Annotated in this window: 6 protein-coding genes; 2 read left to right on the top strand and 4 right to left on the bottom strand. The window is 70.7% G+C overall.

The features are described 5' to 3' along the window. Window positions 1-142: 142 nt before the first annotated feature. A complete protein-coding gene (locus G4D83_RS46830; RefSeq protein WP_163865653.1) occupies window positions 143-5,998 on the bottom strand; it encodes a GspE/PulE/PilB domain-containing protein in 5,856 nt (1,951 codons plus the stop codon). 335 nt (window positions 5,999-6,333) lie between these two features. Here G4D83_RS46830 and G4D83_RS16175 point away from each other — a divergent pair, with 335 nt between their 5' ends. After that, window positions 6,334-8,268, top strand: a complete 1,935-nt coding sequence (locus G4D83_RS16175) for a serine protease (RefSeq protein WP_163865654.1) — start codon at window positions 6,334-6,336, stop codon at window positions 8,266-8,268. A gap of 94 nt (window positions 8,269-8,362) precedes the next feature. Here G4D83_RS16175 and G4D83_RS16180 read toward each other — a convergent pair whose 3' ends face one another. Together G4D83_RS16180 and G4D83_RS16185 are read right to left on the bottom strand one after the other, a co-directional pair. Further along, the gene (locus tag G4D83_RS16180; protein WP_163865655.1) at window positions 8,363-9,757 is read right to left on the bottom strand and encodes an undecaprenyl-phosphate glucose phosphotransferase; all 1,395 of its coding nucleotides are present in this window, start codon (window positions 9,755-9,757) and stop codon (window positions 8,363-8,365) included. A gap of 218 nt (window positions 9,758-9,975) precedes the next feature. After that, window positions 9,976-11,118, bottom strand: coding sequence for a glycosyltransferase (locus G4D83_RS16185; protein WP_163865656.1), 1,143 nt, complete (start codon window positions 11,116-11,118; stop codon window positions 9,976-9,978). A gap of 96 nt (window positions 11,119-11,214) precedes the next feature. Here G4D83_RS16185 and G4D83_RS16190 point away from each other — a divergent pair, with 96 nt between their 5' ends. Beyond that, window positions 11,215-12,330 carry a glycosyltransferase family 4 protein gene (locus G4D83_RS16190; protein ID WP_163865657.1) on the top strand — a complete coding sequence of 372 codons (1,116 nt, stop codon included), beginning with the start codon at window positions 11,215-11,217 and terminating at the stop codon, window positions 12,328-12,330. 21 nt (window positions 12,331-12,351) lie between these two features. On the opposite strand, the gene G4D83_RS16195 is transcribed toward G4D83_RS16190, so the two are convergent. Then, complete coding sequence (locus tag G4D83_RS16195) at window positions 12,352-13,626, bottom strand: O-antigen ligase family protein (RefSeq protein WP_163865658.1); 1,275 nt, start codon at window positions 13,624-13,626, stop codon at window positions 12,352-12,354. Window positions 13,627-13,637 lie beyond the last annotated feature (11 nt).

The raw sequence follows: 13,637 nt of genomic DNA on the forward strand, positions 1-13,637 counted from the left end.
CTTTCGCCGCCCGTCCGCGCGAAGCCCGCGCCCCGGTCAATGGCCGGCGGGCCCCGGTGTCGGGATGAACGCTTCGTCGGGAGTGGCGGGGGTGAGCGCGAGGCCCGTGGATGACGGACCTCGCGCGGCGCTACCGCGAAGCTCAGTCCGCGCGTGACGCGGGGAGACGGTCGTAGACCTCCGACGCCTTGGCGGACACGCGCGTCAATTCATCGAGCGTCGTGGTGGCCACGGGCTCGCCACCCGAGTCCGCGATGACGAAGGCCACGGGGCGCCCGCGAGCGCGGATGGGCATGACGAGCAGGCGCGACGACGGGCCACCGAGCGCGGAGAAGATGGCCTCGTCCTGGACGCAGGATGGCGTGTCGAAGCTGCTGGGCCCGAGCTGCCCCAGCGAGGACATCAGGAGCGAGGGCGCCTCCAGGTCCACCTTGAGCGCGGAGACCTGGGGGCTGTCGCTTCCCGGTCCCCAGGCATGCCCGACGCGCACGAGCCCGAAGCTCTCGCCCAGCAGGAAGGCCCGCTGGAAGCGTCCGGCGCAGTACGCGAGCAGCACCTTGCCGAGCACGCCCTGTGTTCCCACGTCCTCCAGGGCCGTGAGCACCTGCTCCGCCGACACCGTAGGGCCCTCGCTTCCCGTCCCCGTGGGAGCATCCGACGCGGCCAGGAGCGCGGTCAGCGCCTCCGACTGCTCGCGGGCCTGGGGCTGCCAGGGCTGCTGGATGAAGTCCCAGGCGGAGGCGAGGGGCAGTTCACTCGAGGAGGCTCCCGCCGGCGCCGCGCGAGGCACCGCGCCGTCGAGGTCCACCGCGCGGTCATCCCACGTGTTCTCCGCGACATGACCGATGGTGCCGCTGCCATCGGTGCCCTGCCACCCCACGAACTCCCAGGTCGAGGCGAGTTGCATGGGCGAGTCATCCGTGGCGGGCAGGTCATCAAGCTCGATGGGCGCGCGCCGCGTGGCAACGGGACGAAGTGCCGGCGTGGAGGGCACGGGCTCCACGGACTCGGATGGCCCAGGGATGAGGGCCCCCGAGGACTCCGCGTTCGCCGCACGGACCGCGTCCAGTGAGACGACGGTGGCCTCCGTGGACACCTGTGACTCCATGGCGATGGTGGATGACGGTCCGGCTTCTTTTGAGGCGTCGTCTCGTGCGGTGGAGCCGGACTCCGTGCCTCTGGGGTCACTGGAATGCTGGAGGTCGGGTGTCTCCAAATCACTGGCGGCGACAGAGGAAGGCTTGCTCGCGGAATCGGGGAGCACCGTGGTGAGCGATGTGTCGGCACCGCGCTGAGTCGTGGCTCCGACGTGTGAAGACGGCTCGCCATGCGACGCGAGCATGCTGCCGGCGGCCTCCAGCTCGAGCGACTCGCTGATATCCTCATCGCCCGTGATGACCTTCGGCTGAAGGGCAGCGTCCGACGTGGGGGGCTCGTGCTGTTCGTGGGCACGGCCCGTGTTGCTCGGCACGGACCTCACGAGCTTCCAGGGCTCACCCTCGATTGTGGAGCTGGAGTCTTGCGCGCCGTGAGAGGAGTCCACGGAGCCCGTGGGACTGACATCGAGCGTCGAGGCTGATTCGAGGCCCAGGTCCAGGTAGGCGACGCTCGTCGCCTCCGTGGCGGAGGGAGACTGCTCGCTCGATGGGGAGGGATTCGCGTCGGACGAGTCCGCCATGCCCCAAGGGTCCGTGGACGTCGAGCCTCGTGGACCTGATGGAAGCGGTCCCTCGCCCTGCTCCACTGCCGACGGTGGCCCTGCGTGCGCGGACGCCGGTTCGGTGGAGGTGTCTGGTTCCGGAGCCCTGGGCGCCGCGCCTTCGGAGGCCGCGACTTCGGGCGACACTTGAGGAGCGACGAGCACGACGTCGGACGAGGTCCCTGCTGTCTCGGACGAGACGTGCTCGCTGGCGTCTCCGGTCGACGCGCCGGGCTCGAAGGTCGCGGTCTGGGATGGAGGCGCTTCGGTCGAAGCAATCAGCAGCGTGGTGGGCTCTTCGGGTACGGCACCTGTGGTCGCACTGGCGGCGACTGTCTCGACGGTGGGGACCAGGACATCACGTGACGGGGTGGTCTCGGAGGAATCCACGCCGCGAGTTGACGCGGTCTCGGACCTGGTGACTTCGGTTGAGGTCGCGAGGGGCACCGGGGCGGCGAGCAAACCGGCCTGAGAGAGAGCGTCACTCGCGACCGACGCCGCGGTTGCCTCATGAGCCAGCGCGGGCGTCAGGACTTCTGGATTCGCGACCACCACGTGCTGCTCGGTGGCGGGGAGTGCAGTCGCGGATGCGGTCGAGACGGGCTTCTCGAACGCAGCGCTTCCGTGCACCCCTTCTGGCAGCCCGAAAGCACCTTCTGTTGCAGGCCCCTCGCTGCCATCCGACGACACGAAGGCCTCGGCCGCGACGACTGGGGTAGAACCTTCGGTCGTGGCGGGCACTGACGACGCGACATCGAGTAGCGCGGCTTCGCTCGCGAGGCTCCCCGAGGAGGGCGCGTCCGTCACGCCGTCAGGCGAGGCAACCATCGAGGCATCGACATCGAGCGCGCCCGCCTCACTGGCGATGTTCCCTGACGTCGCCGCCTCCGCCCCGCCGTCACGCGCGGCAATCCTCGGCGCGGGGGCATCGGCCGCACCCGCTTCACGGATGATGCTCCACATGGGGGACGCGGGCTTCGCGGCTTCGCGCGAGGCACCCACCGACGCGCCGGCATCAACCGCACCCGCTTCACTCGCGATGCTCCACGACGTGGACGCCTTCTTCACGGCTTCACGCGCGGCAACCGCCAGCGCTTCAAGTTCATCCGCACTCGTTTCACGGGTGATGCTCCACGACGTGGACGTGACCTTGTTGTCCTCGCGCGGCGCAACCGCCGATGCAGCGACCTCGGGCGCACCCACTTCGCTCGCGACGCTCGGAGACGCTGATGCTCCCGTCGTCACGCTCGCCGCACTGCCTTCACGCTCGGCGACAACCGCCGCGGCGGCAGCGAATGAACTTCCCTCACTCAGCGCGCTCCAAGACCCGGGCGCGTCCGTCACGCGGACTTCGCGCGTCCCGGCAAGTCTGGCGTCCGAGCCAGAGGGCGACGGAAGGCCGACCGCTCCTTCACCCGCGACGGATGCGAGGCCAGACGTCGTGTCCTCCACCCGAGGAACAGACTCCGTTGCCAGTCGCGATTCGCCAGGCCGCTCGGCATCGAGCAGAGAACTCTCACCGGGAGGCACCGGAATGACGACGTCGGTCCCGCGCGGGGGCGTCGGTGCCGTGTTGGGCTGAGCCACCGCCGCAGGTGACGCCCCCGTTGCAGGAGGCACGCCCTTCGGCGCCATGCCCGGCGGTTGAAACCCAGCGCCGCCAGCCTGAGGCACGGCTCCCGCTTGCATGAGCGGTGGAGCTCCAGCCTGCGGCGGACGCTGCATGCCCGGAGGTGGCTGCCCCATGGGACCACTCCCCGCCGAGGCCGGGCGCCCTCCCGCTGCCACATTCGCCCCAGGAGGTCCTCCCTGCGGACCTGGTGCGACGGGAAGGCCCGTTCCCGAGGGAGGCCTCGCTCCCGCCATCCCTGGAGGCACCGCGCCAGGAGGACCCGATACCGCGGGCAGCCCCGAACTCGAAGGCCGTATGCCAGGCGGCACCGCGCCTTGCGGTCCTGGCCCCGAGAGAGGCCGCGCCATCCCCGGAGGAACAGGCCCCTGCGGCCCCGGCACCGAGGGAATCATTCCCGCGCTCGACGGAGGCCGCGTCCCCATCATCCCCGGCGGCACAGGACCTTGAGGTCCCGACGCCATGGGACCACTCGAGCCAACAGCACCCGGTGCGCTCGGTATGCCCGTGCTCGACGGAGGACGCGCGCCCAGCATGCCTGGCGGAACCTGCGCGCCAACCAACCCTGGCGGCCCACCAGGAACAACGGGAGCACCAGGCGGAAGACGAGCCCCCGCCATCCCTGGAGGAACCGGGCCTTGCCCCACAGGAGCACCCACGCCAGCAGGCCCCGGAGGGCCCTGCACCGACGGCATCCCCGCGCTCGACGGAGGCCGTGCTCCCATCATCCCTGGCGGCACGGAACCTTGCGGACCCGACACACCAGGAGCGCTCGTGAGTCCCGGTGCTGGTGGCATCCCCGCGCTCGACGGAGGCCGTGCTCCCATCATCCCTGGCGGCACGGGCCCCTGAGGCCCAGGCCCCACGGGGGCACCAGCAGGACCCGAAGCGCCCTGCACCGGCGGCATCCCCGCGCTCGACGGAGGCCGTGCCCCCGCCATTCCCGGCGGAACCGACCCCTGCACCGGGGGCATGCCAGCACTCGAAGGCCGCGTGCTCACCATTCCGGGCGGCACGGGTCCCGCGGCAACAGGAGTCCCCATGGCCGACGGTGGACGCGCAGCCGGAGGCATCGTTCCCTGCGGCCCTGGAGCCGGCGCCATGGCCGCTCCTGGAGGAGGCCTCGCACCTGGGCCTTGCGGGACCGAGGGCACCCCCGTCCCCGAAGGCGGCCTGCCACCAGGGCCGACCATCCCCGGAGGCACCGCGCCCGACACGGGCGCAGCCTGCTCGAAGGACTGCCCAGGCCGAGCGGCCCCGGCATTCGCAGGCGCACCCGATGGCACCAGTGATGGCGCTCCAGACACAACCGAAGCCCCGACAACCGACGCATCACCGACGCCGGGTCGCGATGCACCAGGCCCACTCGATGCCCCCACGACCGACGCATCACCGACGCCAGGCCGAACCGCCCCAGCCAGACCCGGCGGCCCCACGACCGACGGAGGAGGCCTCGCTCCGGCGCTTCCAGGCGGAGGCGGCGCTCCACCACCCGCCCCTGGCGCCCGATTCAACCCAGGCGGTTGGTGCGGAGACCACTGCCGCGACACCATTCCCGGCGGCTGCGTGGGACTCCCCCCGGCCCCGTCCGCCACCGAGGCTCCCGGGCCCGCGAACACCGGGCTGCGCGGCGCGGGAGGCTCCACCACCTCCTCCATGACGCCCTCGAGCACCTCCTCCTCGGAATCGACCAACTCCAGTTCCTCGGTGGGGTCTATCTCCTCCGCCGCCTCGAACTCCTCCTCGGGTTCAATCTCCTCCGGAGCGTCCTGCGAGGGAGACATCACGGGGGGCGCCAACCGAGGAGGCCCCGCCGGCGCGAGCCGGGGCGGCCCCTCCGGTCGCGTCATCCCTCGCGCCGCGTCCACGGAGGCGAGCTGAGGTGGCCCCGAGGGCTTCGCCGCCCCCGCGGGCGCCAGCACCGGAGGCCCTGCATCGGGCCGAGCGCTCCCACCAGGCACCAACCCATCACCCGGATTCCCCGCCACGGGCGCGCTCGACGCGCTCCACTGCACGTCCTCCGCCGCCACGTCCTCGGCGTCGTCGCTCAGGAACTGTCCGGGCGCCAGCCCCCCGAAGATTCCCTCCGTCCCCGGCTCCGCACGCACGGGCGCCGGAGGCGGAGCCACGTCGGGCAGAGGAACCATCACCCCGCCGCGCGCCGGTGCCGGAGGAGCCGCCGCGCCCCGAGGCTGCGCCGCGCGCCGCGCCATGCCCATGCTCATGGAGCGCGACTCGCGGCGGATGCCGTAGCGCTGCGCCTGGTATTGGAACAGCCGCAGCTCGGGAGTGATGTGCGGCAGGATGCGCAGGCCCGTGATGAACCCCAGCGCGTCCGTGTGCTGGATTTCGAAGGGGCTCGCCATCGCCACCTTCAGCCGGCGCCCCTCCTGGGCCAACGGGAAGGCCAGGTGCTTCTCCGCGAGCGCCGCCGGCAGCAACGTCAGCGTCGCGTCGGTGACGGCCTCGAAGTCGGCCTCCTGGGCCACCGGGTAGCGCGTCTGCTCCCCCAGCACCATCGCCAGGGTGTCGATGTCCAGGAACTCCAGCTCGACGAGGATGGAGCCCAGCCGCCCACCGTAGATGAGCTGGGCCTTCAGGGCCTCGTCGAGCTGCGCCTGCGTGAGGAGGCCCTTACGGACCAGTATCGCTCCGAGCTTTTCCGCCATGCCCCCCGGAGTCTAGACGGCTTCGCCCCCACTCGGGGCCGACTCCCCGCCTCTCCTTGCGTCATTTTCGGCCCGGCCCCCCGGCGGCTCGCACACAACCCGGCGGCAACAATCGCGCTCCGTGTGAAATCAGACGGGCCTCCGCCGGCCGCCCTCCCCGCGAGGCGGTGTCCTTTCCGCATCCCCAACCCTTCCCCAGCACAAACGCCACCCGCCCCACACATCCTCTCGTTCCTGCAACCGAGTTAACAACAGCGACGCGGGGCCCACGGAGAGGGTCGGTATAACCGGCGGTGCAGCCTGAGCTGCGCAGTCCCATTCCCGCAGGAGAACAGATGAAACGAATCCAGCTCGCAGGTCTCGTCGTCGCGCTGATATCCGGCGTGCCGACCGCGCTGGCCTCGGCCCCCGTGTGCGAGGTGGCGGCCTCCCCCGCCTCCCAGCGCGCCACGAAGGTCGGCGAGGACGTGTACCGGCGATTCGAGTCGGCGCATCCCTATGCGTCGACCTCACTGCGCGCGCGGAGCGGGCCGCTCCACACCGACGTCATCACCCACGAGGGGGCCGCGTACATCGCCGCGCACTTCGAGCGGCTGGAGCTGGAGGAAGGAGACTTCGTCGTGGTGCGCTCGCCGGACGGCACGCGCTCGCGGCGGTATGACGGAACGCACCCGGGTGCGCGCGACGGCTTCTGGGCCGTGCACATCCCCGGTGACACGGCCATCATCGAGCTGCACGGCAAGGACTCCGAGGCGCGCCAAGGCATCCTGAACCGACACGGCTACACCATCGACCGCTTCGCGCGCGGCTACACCAACGCGGAGAAGGGCTTCACGTCCGAGCTGGACAAGGCCGTGTGCGGCCCGGACGACACCGGCTGGGCGCCCTGCTACGCCACCAGCGAGCCGACCCTCTACGGCCGCGCCCGTCCCGTCGCGCGCCTGCTCATCGGCGGCTCCAGCGCGTGCACCGGTTGGCTGGTGGGAAGCCAGGGCCACGTGCTCACGAACCAGCACTGCATCGGCACCGCCAGCGATGCGCAGAACACCGACTTCGAATTCATGGCCGAGGGCGCCACCTGTGCCACGAGCTGCGGGAGCTGGTTCGGCTGTCCGGGCCACGTCATCGCTGGCGGCACGCTGGTCCAGGCGGACGCGCCTCGCGACTACGCGATGGTGCGGCTCGCGGTGAATCCAACGCGCAGCTTCGGCTACCTCCAGCTTCGCGGCGCGGGCGCGGTGGTGAACGAGCGCATCTACGTTCCCCAGCACCCGGCGGGCTACGGCAAGAAGATCGCCGTCACCTCGACGGACTCGCGCGACGAGTCGGGCTTCGCGGAGGTCTACAGCCTGAACGAAGCAGCCTGCCAGGCCGGCGGTCCCAACGACGTGGGCTACTACGCGGACACGCAGGGCGGCTCCTCGGGCTCGCCGGTGGTCGGCTACTCGGACCACCTGGTCGTCTCGCTGCACCACTGCGCCAACTGCCCCAACCGAGGCGTTCCCATCCAGGCCGTCGTCAGTCATCTGGGCGCTCTCCTGCCCACGTGCGCGCTCCCCACCGCGGGGTGCCCCGACCCCAACGGCAACGGCGAGCCGCCCCCGGAGGAGCCTCCTCCGCCTGCCAACTCCTTCGTGTTCACGGCCACCAACACCAACAGCGCGCAGCAGAACACCACCAACAAGAAGCTGACCCTCGCCGCCGGCCAACTGCTCACCGTGGCCACCTGTGGCCTGACGGGCGCGAAGACGACAGGGGACACGTACCTGCGCCTCTTCAATCCCTCGGGGGCCTCCATCGCCGCCAACGACGACGCATGCGGAGGACGAGGCTCCAGCATCACCCTCACCGCCACCACCGCGGGCGAGTACGAGGTGCGCGCCGGCTGCTACTCGAGCGCGAGCTGCGGCGGCACCGTCGTCTGGGAGCTCTCCTCCCTGCCGCCTCCGCCCGCGAAGTCCGGCTCGTTCACCTTCAGCGGGAGCAACACCAACCACGCCCAGCAGGCGACCACCAACCGCGACATCAGCGTCACCGCGGGCCAGGTCCTCACCGTGGGCACCTGCGGCGCCTCGGGAGCGACCTTCACCGGAGACACGTACCTGCGCCTCTTCACCGGCGCCACCCAGGCCGCGGGGAATGACGACGCGTGCGGCGGACGCGGCTCCAGCATGAGCTTCACCGCCACCACGTCCGGCGCCGTGCAGGTTCGCGCCGGCTGCTACAGCAATACGACGTGCACCGGCACCGTCGTCTGGAACATCCAGTAGAGGCCGCGTTCCACTTCGCGTCGGGCTCACGGAAAACCGTGCCGGACACGGGGCCTGGGCCACGGAAATCCGTGGCCCGGGCACGCCTGCTCGCTCAGTAGGCGTTCTTCGACAGGAAGCCGCCCAGCGCGGTGCGCACGAGAATCTTCAGGTCCATCAAGAGCGACCAGTTCTCGATGTAGTACAGGTCGTATTCGATGCGCTTCTCGATGCACGTCTGACCGCGCAGGCCGTTGATCTGCGCCCAGCCGGTGATGCCCGCCTTCACCTTGTGCCGCAGGTGGTAGCGAGGAATCTGCCGCTTGAACTCCTCGATGAAGACAGGGCGTTCGGGGCGCGGGCCCACGAGGCTCATGTCGCCCGTCAGCACGTTGAAGAACTGCGGCAGCTCGTCCAGCGAGTACTTGCGCAGCACGGTGCCGATGACGGTGCGGCGCGGGTCATCCTTGCGCGCCATCATCGCGCCGGAGTGCTCCGCGTCCACGCGCATGGTGCGGAACTTGAGGATGTGGAAGGTGCGGCCATCCATCCCCATGCGCTCCTGTCGGTACAGCAGCGGCCCGCGGCTGGACAGTCGCACCGCCAGCGCCGTGGCCGCCATGAGCGGCGCGGTGACGAGGATGGCGAGCAGCGAGAAGAGGATGTCGAAGGCGCGCTTGGAGACCCGGCTCCAGCCCTCCATCGGGTCGCCCTGGAGGCGGATGATGGGCAGGCCGCCGAACTCCTCCAGCCCGCCGTACAGGGTGATGTACTGGTAGAGGTCCGGCACCACCCTGACGTCCACCGTGCGCAGCGCCAGTTGCTCCATCAGCCGCTTCACGTGCGCCTGGTCCTGCAGCGGCAGCGCGAGGATGACCTGGTCCACCGGCTGCGCGTCCAGCACGCGCTCCACGTCGTCCACGTGGCCGATGATGCGCACCCCGTTGACGTACTGGCCCACCTTCTCCGGCCGCAGCGACAAGAGGCCCGTCACCCGGAAGCCCAGCTCCCGGTGGCCCTCCACCGTCTCCACGACGCGCTGGCCCAGCTCTCCCGCGCCGATGACGAGGATGGACTTGAGGTTGTGTCCCCTGCGCCGGATTTCACTCAGCACGTAGCGGAACGCCAACCGGCTGCACGTCACCAGCACGAAGGCATAGACGACGAAGATGACCAGCGTGAGGCGCGAGTACCGCTCCCGCGCGAAGTACGTGGCCGCCACCAGGATGAGCGTCGCGGTGATGGTGGACTTGAAGACCTCGAACACCTCCCCCGTGTTCGTCCGGGAGCGGTTCGTGGCGTACAGCCGCGACTGCTTGAAGGCCGCCGGGAAGATGACGAGCACCATCAGCAGCGAGACGAGCGAGTCCTCCCAGGGAGGGACTCCCTCCGTGACGGGGACGATGCCGGAGAACCGCGTGACGTACGCCAAGGCGAACGCCACAGCGAGCATCACCATGTCCGCGAAGACTTTGATGGACGTGTAGAAGCGCTGGAGACGACTGAACACGCCTGGACTCCTGTAACCTGGTCAACGGGGCGCCACCCCTTTGCAAGACTCGCACCCCGGCACAACGAGCACGCGTCCCGCCCGACTCCCTCTGACTCGCAGGCGTCGTAACACGGAAAATCCCGTGAAACCAACGAGTTACCCCTGCCGCCGGGGGACAGTGACAGGAGGTGGACAGGACGTGACGGTGAAAGACCGGGCCCGGGATGACAGCGGCGTCACACCGCCGTGGCGAGACGTGGGGATTTCCTCGACACCCTGAGGACGGACTCCACCTCCGACAACATGGCGCGCTGGAAGACAGCCCGTCCGAAGCGCTCGGCCTGCGAGCGGGCATCCTCCGGCTTGAAGCCGACCTCCCACGTCTCGAAGCGCCGCACGGCGTCCATCAGCGAGGCAGGTGTCTGCTCCGAGAAGAAGAGTCCCGTGCGGCTGTTCACCGTCTCCAACGCCCCGCCCCTTCCGAAGGCGATGACGGGGCGGCCGGTGGCCTGGGATTCCAGCGGCGTGATTCCGAAGTCCTCCTCGGGCGTGAAGATGAGCGCGCGAGCATCCCGGTACAGGGACGGGAGCGCGTCGTCGGAGACGTTGCCGAGGAACCGCACGTGCGGAGAGGGAGCCACTGACGCGAGGCGCGCGGCCTCCTGGCCCGTGCCCACCACCCACAACGGAGCGCCCAGCGCGCGGAACGCCTCCACCGCGATGTCCAGCCGCTTGTAGGGGGCGAAGGCGCCGAGCCACAGGAAGTAGCCGCCCTGCCCTCCGCCCTCCAGGGGCAACCGGGTGAAGCGCTCCAGGTCCACGGGGGGATGGACGACGGTGGCGTCGCGGCCCCAGAAGCGCTGGAGCTTGCCGGCGACGTGGTGGCTGTTGGCGACGAAGTGGTCCACGCGCTGGGCCGAGGCGCGGTCCCACCGCTGGAGCCAGGGGCGCACGACATGGGCCGCCGCGCGCACCGGCAGACGGGCACGCCCGGGGCCGAAGTAGTCGTCGAACAAGTCCCACATGTACCGCATGGGCGCGTGCACGTAGCTCAGGTGGGGCACCCCCGACGGCACGGGCAGGCCCTTGGCCACGCAGTGACTGGAGGAGAGCACGACGTCGTAGTCGTCCTGGAGGCGCAGCGCTTCGATGGCCCGGGGCATCAGGGGCAGGAAGTGGCGGTAGCGCTCGTGGATGCCCGGAATCCGCTGGAGGAAGGACGTGAAGATGCGGCGGGATTCGATGGCCGGGGACTGGCTGCCAGGCCGGTGGATGAGCGTGTAGATGTCCGCGTCGGGCAGCGCTTCGCAGAGCGCGTCGAGCACACGCTCCCCCCCGCGGTGGGTGACGAGCCAGTCGTGGACCAGGGCGACCTTCACGATGCCGGCCTTCTAGCATCGGGCGTGCCTCCTGCCGACAGCAACTGCCGACAGCAACACGAAGCGGGTGCCTGCCCGCCCCCATGAAGGCCGCGCGTGTGGTACGCGGGAGACGTGGCTCATGTCCTCCTCGACCTGCGCATGGTGCGCGGCCGGCTGCACGGGATTGCCCGCTATGCGCTCGAGCTGGCGCGGCGAGTCCCCGCGCTCGCTCCGGACCTGCGCTTCTCCGCGCTGGTGCCCCCCGAGGGCCTGCCCTCGGACCTGGGAGCGCTCGCGCCTCGCCTGCCCATGCACCGCGCGCTCGCGGGGTTCCTCTCCCCCGTGGAGCAACCCGCGCTGGCGGCGGACCTGGCGCGGCTGTCGCCCGACGTCTTCCACGCCACGTCGTTCGCCCTGCCCCTGTTCTGGAGCGGCCCGCTGGTGGCCACGCTGCATGACGCCAACCACATGGCGCTTTCGCACCAGTACTCGCCCGCGCAGAGCCTGTACTACCGCGTGGTGGTGGGGCCTCGCGCCCGGCGGGCCTCCGCGCTGGTGACGGTGTCCGAATTCTCCCGCGAGGAATTGGCGAAGCACCTCAAGCTGTCGCCCTACCGGCTGCAGGTGATTCCCAATGGCGTGGACTCGCGCTTCCAGCCGCCCTCGGCCGCGGAGGCCCGCGAGTTCCGGGAGCGACAGGAGCTGCCCGCGCGCTACGTGGCGGCGGTGGGCAACGCGAAGCCCTTCAAGAACCTGGAGCTCTTGCGGCACTTCGCGGCGGACCTGCCGGTGCCCATCGTCCTGCTCGCGGGCAAGGGCGCGGTGGCGCACGAATTGGGGCTGCACGAGAACGTGATTGATTTGGAGGAGCTGCCCGAATCGGAGATGGCGCTCTTCTACGGGGCGGCGGCGGCGCTGCTCCTGCCGTCGAAGTACGAGGGCTTCGGGCTGCCCGCGTTGGAGGCGATGGCGGCGGGCTGTCCCGTGCTGGCCGCGGACGCGACGGCGCTCCCGGAAGTGGTGGGCGGCGCGGCGCTGAGGCTCCCACCGGACGACGCGGTGGCCTGGCGCGAGGCGACACTGCGGGTGCTTCGAGACGACGGCCTGCGCACGGAGCTGGTGGAGCTGGGTCGGGAGCGCGCCGCGCGCTTCACCTGGGACGAATGCGCGCGCAAGACGGTTGCCGTGTACCGGCGCGTGCTCGAGTCGCGCCCGCTGCCTCCTCGCTGAACCGGAGGGAGCGCAGGCCCGCTAGCGCGGCGCCGGACGCCCGCGCAGCACGTCACTGCCCTCGCACAGCCCCAGGCCCCAGATGAGGGCGAAGGAGAGGTGCACGCTGGAGTGGAACGGCAGGTAGTGCACCATCGCGAGGATGTGGAAGCCCACGAAGGACAAGAGCGCGCCCGTGGCGGCCAGCGAGCCCGCGCGGTAGCGACGGATGAGAGCCCAGCCCAGCAGGCCGTGCACCGCCAGCGTCAGCAGCAGGCCCACCAGCCCCGTCTCGGCCCACACCGTCAACCAGAGGTTGTGCGAGTCGGTGGCCAGCAAGTCGGTGATGCCAGACTCCCCCTGCCTCGCGAGGACGGCGGCCTTGTGGTTGCCGAAGCCCACGCCCAGGAGCGGATGCTCGCGCACCAGGCTCCAGCCCACCTTCATGGCCAGCTCGCGCTCCCCGCCGTAGATGTTGCCCACGGCCTTCTCCAGGCGCGCGCGCCACGCAGGTGACGTGAGGACGACCACCACCAGCACCGCGATGAGCGCCAGGCCCGCCTTGCGCGCAAGGCCACTCACCAGCAGCAGCAGCGCCACCACGCTGACCAGCAGCGCCGCGCCCAGCGCCGCGCGGGCGAAGGCGTTGTAGATGGACACCAGCAGACCCAGCACCACCGCGCCCGCCAGCATGCGCCGCCGAGCCACCTCGGAGCTGCCCAGCACCGCGAGCGCGGGGCCCAGCGCGGCGATCGCGCCATGCGCGAAGCGCAGCCGGTGGAAGAAGATGCCCCCGGCCGCGTAGCGCGGAGAGGCCTCCGTGCCGAAGTTCTCGTGCAGCCGGCCCGGATTCAGCTTGAGGAACGCGAAGGGCTCCCACGGCCAGCGCACCCGGTTCTGGAACATGCCCAGCGCAGCGTCGAACAACCACCCCGCCGCCACCGTGCTCGCGAGCGCCAGCCACGGCACGCCCACCGAGCCCACGCACGCCACGGCGGCGCCCGCCACCGAGTCCAGGACTTGTCCGTAGCGCGAGCTTCGAGGCCACCCGCTCGCCGCGCCCGTCAGCAGCGCCAGCCCGGGGGACACCACCTGCCACGCACACAGCGCCACGCTGGCCAGCACGTAGGCGCGCACGTCGGAGGCCAGCTTCAGCTGACGCCGCGCCGCCAGCACCAGTGCCAGCAGCACCGCCGCGGACGCGGCCACCTGCAACACGACTTCGGCCAGCACCAGGCCCACCGCCCAGACGAGCAGGACTCCAGCCACGGCGCGACGAAGGAAGATCTCCAGCCGGGGCTGGGAGGGATGGTCCATGGATGGACTCA

This window comes from Myxococcus eversor (genome assembly GCF_010894455.1).
Classification (GTDB): Bacteria; Myxococcota; Myxococcia; order Myxococcales; family Myxococcaceae; genus Myxococcus; species Myxococcus eversor.